Here is an 18,886-nt window from a genome sequence, read left to right on the forward strand (position 1 = left end):
ATTGGAGAATTTTATGGAAAAACAAACAAGAAGTGCAAGGCGAGATAAATCACGAGAACCGGAGACAGAACAGACGAATCTATTTTTAGATATCCTATTGAAATTACGTTATGTGATTGGCTTATTGGTGATCGTTATCGTTGTGACCTTCAACTTGAATGGTAGCTCGATCGGTAGCTGGGATAACTATGTGTCCCAAAGAGATGATGGGAAAAAGACGGATGTGATTTTTGGTCAAAATCGAGAAGTTCGTTCAGATGAATGGCTAGTCCAAACGCCTTTTTATTTCTCTCAAGCAGAATCGGGTTATCCGGTCATCAATGAAGATTATTCATTGAATGGTCAAAATATGATTATTGCCTACAATTCACCAGTAAAAGATATCACTGTTATCGGTAAACCATTTAACTGGGGATTCTTCTTTTTGGGAAGGGATCGAGGATTGTCCTTTTATTGGGCAATGAAACTGGTAGTCATGGTTCTGTTAGGATTTGAACTCCTGATGATCTTAACGAAAAGAAACAAGCCACTTTCGTTGATTGGGTCATTTGCATTGACCTTCTCACCAGCTGTTCAATGGTGGTTCATGCAACACGTTGGCGATTTGATTTTCTTTACAATTGGTTTAATGGTCGCCTTTTATCATTATTTTTATCAACATGAAAAAAAGTGGCTGCGTGCATTGATGATGTTATTAGTGGTCATATTCGGTCTCGGATTTATCTTAGTTATCTATCCAGCCCATCAAGTGATGCTCGCCTATCTATTAGTTTTTTATTTTGTCGGTTTACTGATCTATTACCGCAAAAAAATACAATGGGATTGGTTTGACGCTGTATTGATTACTGCTGCGTTGTTGTTTATTGGTATTGTCATGTGGCATTTTTGGTCAATTTCTAAAGATGCGTTACTCGCCTCTTTGAATACGTTGTATCCTGGGAATCGAGTAAGTACAGGTGGTAAATGGAAATTTAGTGAATTTTTCTATTTCTTAACGAACTGGAAAATCCCATTCGAGGATATCAGTTTCTCAAATAATTCAGAAGTAGCACTATTTTACCATTTCTTCCCAACTGTCTTTTTAGCAAGTCCATTTGTCTTGTTTGGGAAAAAAGACGACGATCAAAAAATTATTGGTCGGATCTTAATGCTCTTTTGTCTCTTCGCGATTTTTTGGATCACCATTGGCTTACCTAGAACGATGGCTCAATTGACCTTGTTATCATTTGTCCCACCATTTCGTGCGATCTTAACTTTCAGCTTTGCTGCCTTTCTATTATCGATTTGGTTTATCGCGTACATTTGGAAACACGATGTCATCCCAACGTGGTATAAATTCGTCTTATTGATTGCTAATGCAGGTATCTATTACTATGCGTTACAAGGTTCCAAGATGGAAGGCTATTTCTCTGGCTTTGAGTTAATCAGTGTGATTGTTTTGGGAACACTCCTTTTAGCATTTGCACTGTTTCGACAACGCGTCTTTTTCTACCTTTCATTTAGTGCATTGATCATTGCTTCTGGTTTCTTTGTGAATCCAGTTGTCCAAGGAACAGGTGCGATTTTTGAAAAAACGTTAGCCAAGGAAATCCAAAAAATCGATCAACAGGATCCAGGTCAAGTATGGTTAACCGAAGATGAGCTCTATAATTTCACACCGGCTTTAGGAGTGAAGGCATTCAATACGGTCCGCTTTTATCCAGACAAAGCTGCATGGCAATTGATTGATCCAGAAGGGGAATATGAGCGTTTCTACAATCGTTATGCCCATACTAGAGCCTTTATTGCCAAAGAAGATACAGCCTTCAAACTAGATCGTCCAGACATGTTCTCAGTGACTCTGAATTTTGATGATGCTGAAAAGTTAGGCATCAAATATGTCGTAACCAAGCGTCCATTAGATGACTATAACCAGCGCAATGAAGCGCAGTTCACTAAATTATATGGACCAGACGACGATGGGCACATGATCTATGAAGTAGCGTATCCAAACTATGCTACTTGGCAAACACAGTCTACTGGTCAATAAAAAACTTTTAGTTTGAAGAAGATGTGTGCAAAAAAAAGGGATATTGGATCAGTTAAAAATCATTGTGATAACGCTGATCTAATGATCCGTTTTTAAAAAGTATTATTTCGAAGAGGAGGTGGAAACCATTCAAACATTTGTCGAAAAATTCATAAATAAAATGAGTACTGGGATCTTGTTACTGATGCTGATCGCTCTTTTTTCTGTCTGGACGATCGGTATAGGCACACCAGCTACTTTATTTTTATATGAACATAGCGCACAGTTCGTCACTTTTGGTGTATTTGTCTTAACAGGACTGAATATCTATAAAGCAAGAGGATTTGACTTTTTTTATCTAGGAGCAGCAGTTGTAATCTTCTGTTTCTATACGTATTTCAGTGGAATACGAGAAGGTTCTTTGGCAGGTAATCTGTTGATCCCAATCTTGATTCTGATTGGATTGAGTGTAAAGTGGATCGAATTTGACAAAGTAGATCGGGTAATTTATTTGCTTGTCTTCTCATTTTTCCTTGCTGTGACGGTATATCGAGTATTTACAGAGATTCAAGTACCTGAAGGACAAAGTATATGGAACCAAGATAATAAATTATCCGATATTTGGATCAATACAAATACGATCGGCAGCTCGTTGATGATGCTTGGACTACTGATCAGTGGTTTCGCCAGTTCATTTGAACGTTGGTATATTCGGATTCTTGGAGTACCAGCGATCATTGCTGCATTTTTAGGGATCTGGGTATGTCAATCACGCTCGGCATTGATTGCGATCATCATTTTTGCTTTATTGGATATCTGGCCTAAAAGATTCTTTAAATTTATTCGTGCACCTTTTATCGGCTATTTAGCTATTTTTAGCTTGGCGCTACCGATATCCTATTTAGCTGCTACTTCTGAAGAGATCAATCTCTTCACTGGAAGAGAGGGCATATGGCTGAAATTTTATCAAACGATTTCCGAGAGTACAGAGCAACTACTGGTTGGAATGAAGCCTTTTCTTTATTTTCGTGGGGATGAGGTTTTAGGTAATCACAATAGTTATAATTCTATTTTGAATTTATATGGATTGATAGGAATCGCAATTGTAGGGATTTTATTACTTGTTTTTGTTGGAAGACTAACACTAAAAGCTGATTATTCGAATGGACAGCTTACGTTCTTATGGGCATTCATGGCAGTAATGATCCAATCGTTTATGGAAGATACATTGACTTCTTTTCCTTGGGTACCTATCGGCTACTTGTTGTTAGCGATGGCAAGTCATCGTTACGATCAGCCACCAGGTAAGCAAATAAAAATACAAGAGGAAAATCAACTGTCAACTTCAAGACTTGCACGCTATCACTGAATTTGAAAATAAGGGGTGTGAGACAACAGCAACAATTATTTTGTCTGTCACCTTAGAATCGAATAAATGGTGGAAACAGGAGCAAGCACTTCGGAAATAAGGCTAAACACTTCTGTTCCAACCTCAATCAAAAAAATAAAAACGTGGGTAAGCCTTTTTTGGCAGGCCCACGTTTTTTGCTTCATTGCAATTAAGTATCATCTTTTGTAAAATAGTAACGTTGACAAAAAGTTTGCTTAATAGAAAATTAAGAAACAACGAATATCGCAGTCCTTGGCTCAATATGTGGTAAAATGGCTGTTGACTGTAATTAATTGAAACTGCTTGGAGGAACACAAATGTTGAAAGATTTGTTTTTATTTATGAAGGATATCTATCAAAATCGAAAGCTATTACTTCAATTCTCGTTAAACGATTTTAAATCGCGTTTTGCGGGTTCATTTTTAGGGATTTTATGGGCGTTCATCAATCCCGTGTTTACGGTTCTCATTTACTGGTTAGTCTTTGGCTTCGGCTTGAAAGCGGCAATGACTGACGGAAAGTATCCGTTTATCGTCTATCTGATCACAGGGATGGTCCCATGGTTCTTTTTCTCAGATGCGTTTACCTCTACAACACTTGTTTTCCGAGAATACACCTATTTAGTGAAAAAAGTGGTATTCAATATTCGTATCTTACCAACAACTAAAATCCTTTCAAACTTGTACTCACATATGTTCTTTATTTTGATTGGTTTAGTCGTAACAATGGGACATGGTATTTTTCCAACGGTCATGTCTTTACAATTGATTTATTATCTATTTTGTATGGTTGCTTTTTTGACCGGATTGACGTGGTTGACCGCATCGATTCAACCTTTTATACCAGATATCATGCAATTTATCACAATTTTGCTACAGCTGATTATGTGGACATTGCCGATTCTTTGGAGTCCTAGTCAATTTAATCCAGCAATCATAAAGATTCTAAAATTAAACCCACTGTATTATGTTGTTCAAGGTTACCGTGAATCATTTTTAAGTCAAGCTTGGTTCTGGGAACATGGTACTTATACAATCTATTTTTGGGTAGTTACATTAATCATGTTCGTAATCGGTTCCTTAGTGTTCCGTAGATTGAAACCACATTTTTCAGATGTGCTGTAAGGAGTATAGTTATGACAGAATACGCAATTAAATTAAACAACATCACTAAATCATATAATATGTATGCGAAACCGACGGATCGTTTTAGAGAAGCTTTGAATCCGTTCAAGAAATCGTACCATGATGTGTTCTATGCATTGAAAAATATTGATGTAGAGATCAAAAAAGGTGAAATGATTGGTTTTGTCGGTGAAAATGGTTCTGGTAAATCAACGATGCTCAAAATCATTACAGGCGTTTTGACTCCAACAAGTGGAACCATGGAGATCGAAGGAAAGATTTCTGCCTTACTTGAATTGGGTTCAGGTTTTAATCCAGAATATTCTGGGTATGAAAATATTTATTTAAACGGAATGGTACTTGGCTTTTCACGTGAAGAAGTCGATGCGATGGTGGATGACATCATTGATTTCGCAGATATCGGAGACCACGTTTATCAACCAGTTAAAACTTACTCAAGTGGGATGTTCGTACGCTTAGCTTTTGCGGTAGCGATCAATGTCAATCCAGATATTCTGATCGTTGATGAGGCACTCGCAGTAGGTGACTTGGAGTTTCAATTGAAATGTATGGAAAAATTTACGGAAATCAAAAATTCTGGGAAGACGATTTTATTTGTTTCCCATGATATCAGCTCGATCCGTCGTTTCTGCGACCGTTCTTACTGGCTAAAAAATGGTGAAGTTGTAGAATTTGGTGATACGATGGATGTGACAACCAATTACGAAAACTTCTTAAAGAAAAAATCAGTAAAAACAGTAGATCGTAACAAAAATCAAGTGGAGCGTTTTGCTGCCCCAGATATCGTCGATGTGTTAAGTGCTGAGTTACTAGATGAAAACAAGCAACCAATCGATATGTTAGAACAAGGGGAAGATCTTTATGTCAAGGTTACTTATGAAGTGAAAGATGATACCATCAAAAAACCTGTATTAGGGATTGCCCTACGAACGGTCGATAATTTCTATGTCTGTGGCTTGAATACCTTACTGGACGATATCACGATTCCTTGGGAAAAAGGAAAAAACGTCTTTTATCTCAAGTATAAGAAGTTAGGCTTACTTGCTGGCGAATACTATTTCGATGTGGCGGTTTTTGAAGAAAATGCCACTGTTCCATTAGTTTATAAAACGAAGTATATGAACTTATTTGTGACGGGTTCTTATATTGGTGAAGGGATCGTGGTCTTGGATCACCAGTGGAAAGAAGGAGATCAAAACAATGAAGTATGATTTCGAAATGGATTTAGATGAACAAAGTAGCGTAGGTAAGATTGTCGGACAAATCAAACCGGGAAGTAAAGTCTTGGAATTTGGTCCAGGCAATGGACGCATGACGAAACATTTGATCGGTGCAAAAAACTGTGAAGTAAGCATCGTTGAACTGGACAAAGAACTGTTTGATTACGTCAATGAAATTGCACAAGATGGTTTTTATGGCGATATTGAAAGTTTTGAATGGGCAAAATATTATGCTGGTCAAACGTTTGATTATATATTATTTGCAGATGTCTTGGAACATTTAGTGGATCCTTTGAAGACATTAAAAAAAGTCAGAGAGTTTCTAAATGAAGAAGGCGAGATTTTGATTACTTTTCCTAATCTCGTGCATAATTCTGTATTGATCCACCTCTTTAATAACGAATTGCCGTGGGCTTCGTTTGGGCTACTAGATGAAACACATAATTCATTTTATACCCACGAAGGCTTTCAAAAAGTATTTGCAAACGCTGATCTGCACATCAACATTGAAGATTATTTATATCTAGCAGTAGGGGATACTGAATTGAAGTCGGCATATACTGACTTACCAGAAGCAGTTCGTTATGATTTCAAAATGCGCCCATTTGGCGAAGTGTATCAGTACTTCTTTTCATTGAAAAAACACCCAAATGTGGAAGCTAAAATCAATTCACCGCAAAATTCAAATTATGTCAAAATGATGGAAATCATCAAAAAGAGTACGCAAGAAGAAACATTACAGATTCCGTTCAATAATTATACGGGAGAAAACCAAGTATTGACTTTTCCACTGACAGAAGAATCGGCAAGTTTTATTTTTCAATTTGAAAAGCAACCAAGTTACCTTGAGTTCAGTGTTGAAGTAGACGGAGTAAAGCTTGATTTTATCGCATCGAATGCGGTCATCAAAACAGCGACAGACTGTTATATCTTTGATGGATCAGAAGCACCAAGACTAGAATTGACCGATATAAGTGGAGAAACGATCAAAATCGCTTGCCATTATCGATTCATTGGTGAATTACCAGCAACGATGGCTGAAGTCCTTAGAGAAATCAAACCTATGGCTGCTGTTCAAAAAGAACTATCTGCTGAAAACGAGAGATTAACAAAAGAAAACCAGCACTTGCAAATAGAGAATAAAGAGCTGACGAATGTCTTGAAGACTACGGCTGATCGATATTTTGACTTGTTGCAGCCTAACAATTGGGCAATAAAGCCAAAAGGACGATTAGGGAGACCAAAAGAAACGGCAAAAAAAATCCAAGCCAAAGATCTTTCTCTTTGTATCGACGAAAAAAATTGGGATCCAGAAACAAAATTACTCAAAATCATTGGATGGGGAATTTCAAATGCGGAACGTAAACCTTTATCTTATAAGTTGTCTGTAGATCAATCACCATTCTTCGAGGTTCAGCAGATTGAGCGAGCCGAAGTGAATGAAGCCGAAAAACTTCCTCCCCACACAAAAGCTGGTTTTGAGATCCAGATAGCGTGTGAACAAGAAAAATCATTTTTGATCGAATTGATTGCAGAAAATGGGCAGTCTTGGCTAGTTGAAATATAAATAACTTATTAGATAAAGGAGTACCAAACCAGTGCAAAAAAAAGAAATTGCTGTATTTATCGATAAAATCACTCGTGAGCGGGCGACTGGCGATTTATTGATCGTTGGTTGGGCAATCGATGAAGTAACGAAAGAAATACCGACGATCCAAGTTGAAAAAGAAAATATTATAGCAAAAAATACACCAGTCGTGCGTTTAGATATCAATCATCTCTATGATTTGGATGTAAAAACGCAAAGTGGTTTTAATCTTCGATTATCTGGAAAGATGAAGGGAAAAGCAATTTTAGATTTTCAAACGAAAGATCATCAAAATGGAATAGCCGTCAAATTGAATGGACGCTATCCTTATGATGATGGCATCGAGTCGAGTTTAGAAAAGAAAAAACGATTGTTAAAAAAAGGCTTGAACTATGCTCGAACGCATGGCCTAAAAAAGGCTGTACGTCGTGTGAAAATGGAATTGAAACCAGGTTCGATCGACTATGCACAATGGATCGCTAAGCATGAACAAATCGACGTTGCAGCACAAAAAACAAAAGCCCAAGCCTTTGGCTATCGTCCGTTGATTTCTGTCGTGATGCCAGTTTATAACGTAGAAATCAAATGGCTAGAAAAATGTATCGATTCTGTGATTGCTCAAACATATGACCATTGGGAATTGTGTATCAGTGATGATGCCTCTACCGATCCTAAAATCCATAAATGTTTAGAACGTTATCAGCAAAAAGACCCACGGATCAAAGTTGTTTTTCGTGAAGAAAACGGGCATATCAGTATAGCCACGAACTCTGCGCTTGAGATCGCTGAAGGGGAATTCATGGCATTACTTGATAATGACGACGAACTTCCTGTCAATGCATTGTTTGAAGTAGTCAATGTCTTGAATGATCGGCCAGAACTTGATTTGATCTATAGTGATGAAGATAAGATCGATGCTGATGGCAATCGCTTCGATCCTCATTTTAAAGCAGACTGGTCACCCAATACTTTGATGGGAAATAACTATATTTCTCATTTAGGCGTCTATCGATTAAGTATCGTCAAAGAACTAGGTGGGTTCCGAAAAGGCTATGAAGGTTCACAAGATTATGACCTAGTTCTTCGTTTTACAGAAAAGATCCCAGCAGATCATATTTATCATATCGATCGTGTCCTTTACCATTGGCGTACGATTCCAGGATCAACAGCTAGCAGTGGAGAAGCTAAAAGTTATATTTACGATTCTGGTGTGAAAGCTTTGACAGATGCATTAGCTCGCAGGAATATCAAAGGGCAAGTGCGCCCAGGAAGAATCTCAGGGTTTTATGAGATCAATTATGATGTCTTACAAGAGGATCTAGTCAGCGTCATCATCCCGACCAAAAATGGGTATGACGATTTGAAAATGTGTATTGATTCGATCATCGAAAAAACGACTTATCCTAACTACGAGATCATTGTAGCTGATAATGGTAGTACTGATCCGAAGATGCAAAATCTTTTCGACTCATATAAGGAACAACTAAAAGAACGCTTTATTGTCGAATTGATCGATATCCCATTCAACTATTCCCGTATCAATAACCTTGCTGCTGAAAAAGCTAGTGGAAAGTATTATTTATTCTTGAACAATGATACGGAAGTGATCGCTCCTAATTGGATGACAACGATGGTCTCATATGCTCAGTTTGATTCAATTGGCTGTGTGGGTGCAAAACTTTACTATCCAGATGATACGACGCAACATGCGGGTGTACTCGTTGGCATCGGTGGCGTCGCTGGTCACGCGTTGAATAATTATGACCGCACACATTGTGGCTATTTCGGACGATTAGTGATCGACGTCGATTATTTAGCAGTGACCGCCGCTTGTATGATGGTCAAAGCGGATGATTTCAAAGCGGTAGGTGGCTTCGATGAGACATTACAAGTTGCCTTCAATGATGTAGACTTATGTCTTAAAGTCTATGAACTGGGCAGAAACAATGTGTATGCTCATCAGGTTGAACTATATCACTTTGAGTCAAAATCTCGCGGGTACGAAGATACGCCAGAAAAGCAGAAACGCTTTGCGGGTGAAATCAAAAAAATGCAAGATAAATGGCCAAAATATATCGCACATGATCCTTTCTATAATGACAATTTGACCAAACAAGGAATTGGCGATTTTTCATTACGACCAGAATGATTCTTGCATATTATGCTATGCCTTCAACAAAACTTGATGCCTCATCAAGTCTTGCTGAAGGCATAGTTTTTTGGAGACTGTTTTTGACACGACATTGTTGCTAAACCTACCATTAGAAACTTTGAAATTAGGTTACAATTTGTTTATCCACTATGTTTTTAAAGGTGGCTATGGTAAGATGATAGAGGTATTATTTTGTGGTTAGGAGTGTATACATGAATAAAAATGGAGAATGGAATGCTGCCCGTCGGATATTTATTATCATGATGGATGTCTTGGTATACAATGCAGCAGTATATATAAGTTTCTTATTGAAATTTCAAGGAGAGATCCCAATGCGGAATTTTGAGACCTTTCAACATTCTGCAATATTTATTTCCATTATTTTTATCGCATTGAATATTTTGTTAGGGGCATATGTATTTTATAATCGGATGATCAGTGACATCATATTTGTGACTGTCATCGGACAAGTATTGATGTCTCTAGGTGTAATGATCGTCACATTTGCTGGTCGTTGGTTTGCTTTTCCACGAGCAGTCATTCTTTTGTCCTTTGTGGTAGGAACGATATTGTTGAGTCTGTATCGTATTTTGATCTACAAATTATATTTGCGAGTAAGCAGAGATAAAAAAGTAGTGATCGTGGGGCTAGAAAAAGATGTCGCTCCAGCGATCCAAAACTTTCAATCCAAAAAAAATAATAAACATAAAGTAGAAGCGGTCATTATCGACCACTACTACGAAAATATCCAAAAGATGATTGATGAGATCGATATCGTTTATCTATCTTCTCATATCGAAGAAAATGAAAAAATCAAGATCTATCAATTGATTACGAAGAAAGAAAAGAAATTATTCTTGAACACGACATTTGAGAATTTAACGATGATCAATCCGAATATCATGAACTTTGAAGACGAAAGTATCATTGAAGCTTCTGGATTTAGGATCCAACCTGAATATGAACTATTCAAACGCTTATTCGATATTGTCGTTTCTCTTATTTTACTAATCCTTGCTTCACCATTCATGTTGCTGACAGCAGTCTTAGTCAAAGTGACTTCTCCTGGACCAGTGATCTACAAACAAGTCCGTATCACGAAGAATCAAAAAGAATTTTCTATCTACAAGTTTCGTTCGATGACAGCAACAGCAGAAGCCAAATCAGGACCTGTCTTAGCCAAAAGCAACGATGCCCGAGTAACACCAGTAGGTAAATTTATCCGTGCTGTCCGTTTTGACGAATTGCCGCAGATTTTCAATGTATTGAAAGGTGATATGTCGATTGTTGGTCCACGACCAGAGAGACCCTTTTTTGTGGATCAATTCAATGCAGAGAATCCTTATTATTATTTGAGACATAATGTTCGAGCGGGTATCACCGGCTATGCCCAAGTCTATGGAAAATATGTTTCTGACTATAACAGCAAGTTACGCTTTGATTTGTTGTATATCAAAAAATATTCGTTAATGATGGACCTAAAGATCTTATTGCAAACGATCAAGATCCTTTTTGATAAAATGTCTTCCCAAGGCTTAGAAGAAGATGAAAATGCTAGCTCATTACAGGAAATAGATTTTCCAAAAGAACGAATTTATCGCTAGATCGGGAGGCACATAAAATGATCGAACCAAAATTTAGCATTATTGTGCCAGTCTATAATGCGCAATCCACGATAAAGAAAACGATCAAAACATTACAGACATTGGACTACGATGATTATGAAGTGATCATCGTCAACGATGGTTCAACAGATGATACTGAAAAATTGATTGTCACATTGACTGAAGGAAATCCAATTTTTCAATTGATAACAACGGAGAATAATGGACCAGGTATTGCAAGAAATACTGGTATTGAACAGGCAAAGGGTTCTTATATTTTATTATTTGATGCCGATGACGAACCAAGTAGATCGATTTTAAAGGACTATGATCAGCTACTTACCGACCAGCCAGAAGCCGATTTGATCGTTAGCTCCTTCCTTTTTAGAACGATGGATAATGACAAAGTAGTATCTGAAAAAGTGAATCAGGTATCCGATACCATTTATCGCAACCATGAAACATTTTTAGAAGATATGTATCACTTGATGAACCAGCAACTAATGTATGTTGTATGGAATAAGTGCTATCGTAGAGAGATAGTCATGAGACAAAATATTCGATTCAGAAATTACCGTAGCTGTGAAGATCGTATCTTTAATTTAGAATACTATCAGCATTGCCAATATGTGATCATGAACCCAACCGTTGAATATACGTATGAATTCGTTGGAGGAAAGGGTATTACTAATAAATATCACCCAAATAAATTTCAAACCTTCAAAGAATTTTATCTGTTAGCAAACGATGTAACCAATCAAATAAACAAACCTGGAATGGCTGCACTTTTATTAAAAGGAACGACTTCAGTGATTTTTTCTATTTATGGCAATTCCAATCAAACATCTAAAGAAAAAAACAGAGAAGCAAAAAAAATTTTAGCAGATCCGGTGATCCTTGAAGCTAAAAATATAGCTTTGACAGATTCAACGGCAAAAAAGGTTACGAAGCTTCTGTATAAATTACCTGCACCGATTTTTTTATCGGCTGTTAGAATAGGTAGTTTTGTAGAAGAAAAGATGCCAGGATTGATGGCTTTCTTAAAACGATCGTATTAAAAAGCACGCTCAAATGTTTGAGCGTGCTTTTTCGTAATGTCTTTTTAACGAAATGGCAACTTGTAAAAAACACATGCTTATGCGAAAATATATAAGAAATCAAAAATGGATGAGGCTGTAATAATGTATAGTAATGATGTAGAACTAAAGAGTGTACAAAAAGTCGTACTTGAAATGTCAAAGTATTTTGTTGAATTTTGTAATGAGAATGGGTTGGTATGTTATTTTTGTGGCGGTGGCTGTATTGGATCGATTCGTCATCAGGGATTCATACCTTGGGATGATGACTTAGATTTTTTCATGCCTAGACAAGACTACGAAAAACTGAAGGTCCTTTGGGACGAACGTGCAAATAAGGATCGTTATCCGTTATTATTTGCTTCATTAGATTACAATGATCATAATTCATTTATGACTATTCGTGATACAGAAACAACATTTGTAAAAACATATCAAAAAGATTTGGATATTCCACATGGAATCCCTATCGATATTTTTCCATTAGATGGCGCCCCAGAAAGTGGATATAAGCAAAAGATTCAAAAAATATGGGCATTGATCTATGCTTTATTCTGCTCACAGGTGGTTCCAGAAAAACATGGTGGGATTTTAGCTACTGGTAGTAGAGCGCTCCTAACTATCTTTAACTCTAAAAAAACACGATACAAGATTTGGCGTTTCGCTGAAAAACAAATGAGTAAATATCCATTTGGTTCAACAAAGTATGTGACAGAGTTGTGTGTCGGACCAAAATATATGGGTAATATTTATAAGTTGGATGATTTTAAATCTGCAGTTTTTGTCCCTTTTGAAGATGTCAAGATGCCGATTCCAATTGGTTATGATCGCTACTTGAGACAAGTCTTTGGAGAGTACATGGAACTACCTCCAAAAGAAGATCGTCAACCGCACCACGAGGCTGTTGTTCTTGATACAAAAGTATCGTACAAGAATAGATATAATAAAAATGAGGAGAATTAGATGGTGAAGAAAAATACAGGAAAGTTGTCCCGAAAAATCAGCATTAAAAAGATCTTATCAGGAACACTTTTGTGCACGATGCTATTGAATAGTTTTGCTCCTAGTATGTCTGCAAATGAAATCCAGTTTTCAAAAGCCAAAACAGGTAAAGATATTTCAGCTGTCCAACAAAGTGATCCTACTACCGAAGAAACAACGGGTAGTACATCGAGTAGCTCAACTGAGAATATAGAGGAGAGTACTGCTACTACAGAAACAATATTAGAGAGCTCTACCACTACGGATGTGTCAAGTGAGTCCGTAGAAAATAGTTCGACTACAACAGAAACTGGAGGCAGTTCTTCAACAACTGAGAGTAGCTCTACAAACCAAGAAACGACAGAATCAACTGATGAGGCTGCAAAACAACAATCAACTGAAGATGTCGAAGTTGGTCAACAAGGAACAAATCATAAAAAAGGTACGTATGCAATGCAATCTGGTGGGATATCTTTGCGAGCAGCATCAGTGATTGACAAAGTTTATGCGAACAATCCTAATCTTCCAGGTAAACATTTTATAGATGTAGCTAGTTGGAATGGAAATATTTCAGTAGCTGAATACCAAAAAATAAAAAGTTATGGTGTGACATCCGTATCAGTGAAATTAACAGAAGGAACTTCATACACTAATCCATATGCTGAGAATCAAATTAACAATGCAAAAGCTGCTGGCTTGACAGTTTCTGCCTACCATTACAGTTTATATACATCAGCCCAAACTGCACAAGCCGAAGCAAATTATTTTGCTGATGCTGCAAATCGATTGGGATTAAATAAGAATACGATCATGTTCAACGACGCAGAAGACCCTACGTTGATCAACAACGGAAGAGACGCACATAATAATTCGCTAGCTTTTAACAGACAACTACAGGCAAAAGGTTTTTCTAATGCAGCTTTATATATAGGCAAATATTGGATCACTAACGGATATATCAATACTTCGGCTTTCGGTAAAGATCGGGTATGGGTAGCGCAATATCCTTATTCACCAGATCAATCAATGCAATGGAACAATGACCATGGCGCGTGGCAGTGGTCCTCTAATATGCACTTCCCTGGGATTGCTAATTATGAAAACAGACCATTTGATATCTCAATGAGTTACAGTGCATTTTTCAGTGCGCCTAATCCGGGTCCAGATCTAAGTAAATATTATACAACCAATCCAGGTAGAGTCATTGTCAAGCAAGATGATAACTTTTACAATGATGTGAATTTTACTGATCCAGGTCTGAGAGTCAAAAAAAATACTCTTGTGAATGTAAAAAGTATTCAGACAACTGCTAGCGGTATCCCTCGATTGTATACAGATAAAGGCTACTTAACGGCGAATAAATCATATGTAGTTGCGGCTCAAAGCAATATCGATTCATACTTCACAACGAATCCTAAAAAAGTTCGTTTAAAAGCAGATGATTATTATTACGCAGATACAGACTTCAAGCAACGTTTGAATAAAGTGTCAAAAGGTACCATCGTAGAAGTAGAGGATCTAGCGTATACCCAATCAGGCATTTTCCGTCTTAAAACAAAAAATGGTTATTTAACAGCTAATAAAAGTATAGTTGAACAATTTTTAGAAATGTCAGATTTATATTATACAACGAATCCTGGTCAAATCATTAGTTTAAAAAATGATCAATATTATAAAGACGTTGAGTTTTCGACAGCAGGTGAATCTGTCCCAGCCGGTACAGTCATAAAAGTAACAGGTATCGAAAAAACTAAAAGTGGGATTCCTCGTCTCAAGACGAATAAAGGTTATTATACTGCTAATAAAGACTACGTGATCGCTACAGTATCAGGCATTGATAATTACTACACGAAGCGTCCGACACAGGTTGTTTTAAAAGCAAATGACGCCTATTATCGAGACCTTGAGTTTTTGCACAAGGGAGCGGTGGTTAATAAAGGAACCTTGGTAAATGTAACCGGAGTTGAATATCGTGAAAATGCAGTTCCACGTTTGATTACACCAAAAGGTTATTTAACTGCAAATAAAAGTTATGTACAAGAAGTGCCAAGTAATATCAACGATTATTACTATAGCAATATCAATCAAGTAGTCATGAAGAAGAATGATAGTTACTATAAAGATGTTTCTTTTAGCCAAAAAGGGGATCCCGTCTTAAAAGATGAAGTGATCAAAGTGCAAGATATCGTCTTCACTACCAGTGGCATCCCACGTTTAAAAACAGCCAAAGGTTATGTGACATCAAATAAAACTTACGTCACGACATTAGTTTCTAATAGTGACAATTATTTCTTAGAAAATCCTAGAAAAATCATTATGTTAAAAGAGGATCGCTATTATTCTGATCTTGCTTTTAAAAATCCTGGGGCGATTATCCCCAAAGGTAGAGTAATCGATGTATTAGGTGTAGAATTTACAACTACTGGGGTTCCTAGATTAAAAACTGCCAATGGGTATATCACAGCAAATAAAACATATGTGACAGCTGCAGCAAATAGCAATAACAACTACTTTGTGACCAATCCAAACAAAGTGCAACTTTTGGTAGATGACCATTATTATAAGGATCTGAACTTTACTCAAAAAGGAAATGCAATCAAAAAAGGAACAATTTTGACGATCCAAGGTATTGAATACACTGCTTCAGGTATGCCAAGATTGAAAACAGCCGATGGGTACATTACAGCAAATCAAGCATATGTAAAAAAAGTAAACTAATACAATAAAACCAGGGACATGAAAGATCAATGATTTTATGTCCCTGGTTCTTTCTAGTGCGTAAAAATTTAACTAGATAACCTGTGTCGATAGGACATTTTACCTAGCATAATATAGAAAACATTGAAACTTATTGGTAGTTGTGAGAAAATGTAAAAGGTTGAATGCAGTTTGACACTGGATTATTATTAGAACATTAAATATGACAAATACTTCATGTACTTGTAAAGGGAAGGAATTTAAATCGAATGATTACAGCTGTTATTATCGCCGGTGGAGTGGGCAAAAGAATGGGACAAGATATCCCAAAACAATTTATCAATATTGAAGGAAAACCAATTATTATTTATACCTTGGAATCATTCCAACACCATCCACAAATTGATCGAATATTAGTGGTTTGTAAATCAGGTTGGGAAGAAACGATGTGGGCGTACATCAAGGAGTTCAATATCAGTAAAGTTCAGTGGGTGATTACTGGTGGTTCAAAAGGTCAAGAATCGATTAATAATGGTGTACAATTCTTAAAGGATTATTCTGAGGACGATGACACGATCATCATTCATGACGGTATTCGTCCATTAGTTGATGAACTTGTTCTGTCTGATGTCATCGTAAAATGTAAGGAATTTGGAAATGGTGTCACTTCACTTCCTTATAATGAACAGATTTTTATCAAAAAAACAGAAGAAACGACGGAACAATATGTGGATCGTAATACATTACGACGAGTTTCGACACCACAAGCATATCAGTATGGAAAATTGCGAGCTGCATATGATCGAGCAGTAAAAGAGAATATTGGTATGACGGATTCTTCTTATACAAATACGATGATGGTGGATCTAGGTGAAACACTTTATTTTGCTGCTGGTTCAGACAAAAATATCAAGTTGACAACTAGAGAAGATTTAGATTTATTCAAAGCATATTTAAAGATGAAAGACTAGGTGGTGAAATAGATGGCTTTAAATACAAATCCGCTATATATAAATGATTTGCAAAAAGTGATCGACCACGTTGATGATATCAAAGACTTAAATGGAAAATCACTTCTGATGATTGGTGCATCTGGAATGGTCGGATCGTTTTTAGTTGATACGATCATGTTCGCAAATGATTATTTAGGAATCGATATTAAAGTATATGCGATGGGAAGAAATCGTAAGAAGCTAGAAGAGCGCTTTGAAAAGTATCAATCAAATGATTTTTTTGAAATTGTAGAAGGGAACGTTACTGAACCTTTAGATCCTTCTATCAAAGCTGATTACATTATTCATGGAGCTAGTAATACGCATCCTAGAGCATATGCAACAGATCCTATTGGAACGATCATGACTAATTTAGCTGGAACGGAACAAGTCTTAAAGCACGCAGTAGCTACGAATGCTACACGAACGCTATTTTTATCTACCGTAGAAATATATGGAGAAAATAGAGGAGATGTGGATAAATTTAAGGAAGACTACTGTGGGTATATCGATTGTAATACGCTAAGAGCTGGTTATCCCGAAGGTAAGAGAGTCAGTGAATCATTATGTCAAGCGTATATCGCAAAACACGATCTAGATATTGTCATTCCAAGATTATGCCGTACATTTGGACCTACGATGTTATTATCTGATTCAAAAGCTTCTTCACAATTTATTTTGAATGCAGCTCGAGAAGAAGATATCGTTTTGAAAAGTGAAGGCAAACAGTATTTTTCTTATATTTATGTTGGTGATGCAGTCTCTGCCATCCTCCATTTGATGATCCACGGTAAAAACGGAGAAGCATATAATGTGTCAGAAGAGGCTTTTGACCTACAATTAAGAGATCTTGCTGGAAAATTAGCAGAAATAAACAATAAAAAAGTTATTTTTGAATTGCCTGATGAAACTGAGAAAAAAGGTTTCTCAAAAGCTAGTACAGCAATATTAGACAATCAGAAACTCAAGGAAACTGGGTGGGATTCAGTATTTACACTTGAAGAATCTTTAGCTCACACAGTAAAATTAGTTAAGGATGAAGTTTAATGTGTACAATTAGTATAATCGTGCCTGTATATAAAGTAGAGAAGTATTTAAAAAAATGTGTTGATTCTATTATTGCACAAACTTTTACTGATATTGAAATTATTTTAGTCGATGATGGTTCTCCAGATGGTAGTGGGAAAATATGTGACGAATATGCGATTCAAGATAAACGTATAAAGGTCATTCACAAAGAAAATGGCGGATTGAGTAGTGCTCGTAATGCAGGTATTGAGATAGCTAAAGGAAAGTATTTAGGATTTATTGATAGTGACGATTATATTGCTGAAGATATGTTTGAAATATTATATGATCAGTTACTGGATTATGATGCGGATATAGCTACGGTAGGCATGATCGATGTGTATGAAAACAAAGAAACAAAGGTCAATAACTTAAAGCTAATTGAAGTTCTAGATCAAAAAGATGCAATACAAGCTGTTCTAGATAGCACAGATGTATACGCGTATGCAGTCAATAAACTTTATAAAAAAGAACTTTTCGACACTGTACGCTATCCTGTTGGTAAAATTGTAGAAGATGCTTTTATAATTATGGATCTATTACTTCAATGTGAGAGGATAGTTACTAATACTGAGCAAAAATATTATTATTATCGAAGAAATGACAGTATTACTGGATTGTCTTTTTCGACTAAAAATTTTGATGTGATTGATGCATGGGAAAAAAATGGTAAGTTAGTGAAGAACGCTTACCCAGAACTATCAGATTCAATCCATCGTAGAATATGTTGGGCATACTTTGATGTGTTAGATAAGATAGCGATCAGTGACAATAGTGAATCAAAAGAAATCAGAAAACCATTAGTAAAATTTTTAAAATCAAATTTCACATTTGTAATGAAAAATCCAATATTCACTAAAAGTCGAAAACTGTCGATGCTTGCATTAATGATAAGTAATTTATGTTATGATACATTAGCCAAGATAAAATATAATTATGTGACTAAGAAAAATAGTTGATGGCTG

At 36.4% G+C, this 18,886-nt stretch carries 13 protein-coding genes; all 13 read left to right on the forward strand.

Annotated features, from left to right (window positions below; translation table 11 throughout):
- The first annotated feature begins 13 nt into the window (after positions 1-13).
- On the forward strand, positions 14-2,029 hold the full coding sequence (locus IGJ39_RS04360; RefSeq protein ID WP_065096423.1) for a DUF7657 domain-containing protein: 2,016 nt from the start codon (positions 14-16) through the stop codon (positions 2,027-2,029).
- A 118-nt stretch (positions 2,030-2,147) separates the two neighbouring features.
- A complete protein-coding gene (locus tag IGJ39_RS04365; RefSeq protein WP_195339117.1) occupies positions 2,148-3,377 on the forward strand; it encodes an EpaQ family protein in 1,230 nt (409 codons plus the stop codon).
- Between the two features lie 338 nt (positions 3,378-3,715).
- Positions 3,716-4,522 (forward strand): ABC transporter permease, encoded by an 807-nt coding sequence (locus IGJ39_RS04370; protein WP_019722596.1) that lies wholly within the window; start codon positions 3,716-3,718, stop codon positions 4,520-4,522.
- Positions 4,523-4,533: 11 nt separating this feature from the next.
- A complete protein-coding gene (locus IGJ39_RS04375) occupies positions 4,534-5,754 on the forward strand; it encodes an ABC transporter ATP-binding protein (RefSeq protein ID WP_010735938.1) in 1,221 nt (406 codons plus the stop codon).
- A complete protein-coding gene (locus IGJ39_RS04380) occupies positions 5,744-7,330 on the forward strand; it encodes a class I SAM-dependent methyltransferase (protein ID WP_195339116.1) in 1,587 nt (528 codons plus the stop codon). Before IGJ39_RS04375 ends, IGJ39_RS04380 begins: the two co-directional genes overlap by 11 nt.
- A 31-nt stretch (positions 7,331-7,361) precedes the next feature.
- Entirely contained in the window at positions 7,362-9,500 is a 2,139-nt protein-coding gene (locus IGJ39_RS04385) for a glycosyltransferase family 2 protein (protein ID WP_195339115.1), read from the forward strand.
- Between the two features lie 215 nt (positions 9,501-9,715).
- Entirely contained in the window at positions 9,716-11,107 is a 1,392-nt protein-coding gene (locus IGJ39_RS04390) for a sugar transferase (protein WP_195339114.1), read from the forward strand.
- A gap of 17 nt (positions 11,108-11,124) precedes the next feature.
- Positions 11,125-12,165 carry a glycosyltransferase family 2 protein gene (locus IGJ39_RS04395; RefSeq protein WP_195339113.1) on the forward strand — a complete coding sequence of 347 codons (1,041 nt, stop codon included), beginning with the start codon at positions 11,125-11,127 and terminating at the stop codon, positions 12,163-12,165.
- Positions 12,166-12,288: 123 nt separating this feature from the next.
- A complete protein-coding gene (locus IGJ39_RS04400; RefSeq protein ID WP_195339112.1) occupies positions 12,289-13,146 on the forward strand; it encodes a LicD family protein in 858 nt (285 codons plus the stop codon).
- Positions 13,147-15,882, forward strand: a complete 2,736-nt coding sequence (locus IGJ39_RS04405) for a DUF5776 domain-containing protein (RefSeq protein ID WP_229048817.1) — start codon at positions 13,147-13,149, stop codon at positions 15,880-15,882.
- 248 nt (positions 15,883-16,130) lie between these two features.
- Positions 16,131-16,832: an IspD/TarI family cytidylyltransferase gene (locus IGJ39_RS04410; protein WP_195339111.1), complete on the forward strand. Its 702-nt coding sequence runs from the start codon at positions 16,131-16,133 to the stop codon at positions 16,830-16,832.
- A 12-nt stretch (positions 16,833-16,844) separates the two neighbouring features.
- A complete protein-coding gene (locus IGJ39_RS04415; protein ID WP_195339110.1) occupies positions 16,845-17,900 on the forward strand; it encodes an NAD-dependent epimerase/dehydratase family protein in 1,056 nt (351 codons plus the stop codon).
- A complete protein-coding gene (locus IGJ39_RS04420) occupies positions 17,900-18,880 on the forward strand; it encodes a glycosyltransferase family 2 protein (RefSeq protein ID WP_195339109.1) in 981 nt (326 codons plus the stop codon). Before IGJ39_RS04415 ends, IGJ39_RS04420 begins: the two co-directional genes overlap by 1 nt.
- Positions 18,881-18,886: the final 6 nt, after the last annotated feature.

The organism is Enterococcus sp. AZ140, from assembly GCF_051714405.1.
GTDB lineage: Bacteria > Bacillota > Bacilli > Lactobacillales > Enterococcaceae > Enterococcus_B > Enterococcus_B pernyi.

What these genes read in the sequence shown, in the direction of transcription:
- IGJ39_RS04375 (WP_010735938.1), top strand. Translation starts at nt 4,534, where the DNA reads ATGACAGAATACGCAATTAAATTAAACAACATCACTAAATCATATAAT.
- IGJ39_RS04400 (WP_195339112.1), top strand. Translation starts at nt 12,289, where the DNA reads ATGTATAGTAATGATGTAGAACTAAAGAGTGTACAAAAAGTCGTACTT.
- IGJ39_RS04405 (WP_229048817.1), top strand. Translation starts at nt 13,147, where the DNA reads ATGGTGAAGAAAAATACAGGAAAGTTGTCCCGAAAAATCAGCATTAAA.
- IGJ39_RS04370 (WP_019722596.1), top strand. Translation starts at nt 3,716, where the DNA reads ATGTTGAAAGATTTGTTTTTATTTATGAAGGATATCTATCAAAATCGA.
- IGJ39_RS04390 (WP_195339114.1), top strand. Translation starts at nt 9,716, where the DNA reads ATGAATAAAAATGGAGAATGGAATGCTGCCCGTCGGATATTTATTATC.
- IGJ39_RS04395 (WP_195339113.1), top strand. Translation starts at nt 11,125, where the DNA reads ATGATCGAACCAAAATTTAGCATTATTGTGCCAGTCTATAATGCGCAA.
- IGJ39_RS04415 (WP_195339110.1), top strand. Translation starts at nt 16,845, where the DNA reads ATGGCTTTAAATACAAATCCGCTATATATAAATGATTTGCAAAAAGTG.
- IGJ39_RS04360 (WP_065096423.1), top strand. Translation starts at nt 14, where the DNA reads ATGGAAAAACAAACAAGAAGTGCAAGGCGAGATAAATCACGAGAACCG.
- IGJ39_RS04420 (WP_195339109.1), top strand. Translation starts at nt 17,900, where the DNA reads ATGTGTACAATTAGTATAATCGTGCCTGTATATAAAGTAGAGAAGTAT.
- IGJ39_RS04380 (WP_195339116.1), top strand. Translation starts at nt 5,744, where the DNA reads ATGAAGTATGATTTCGAAATGGATTTAGATGAACAAAGTAGCGTAGGT.
- IGJ39_RS04410 (WP_195339111.1), top strand. Translation starts at nt 16,131, where the DNA reads ATGATTACAGCTGTTATTATCGCCGGTGGAGTGGGCAAAAGAATGGGA.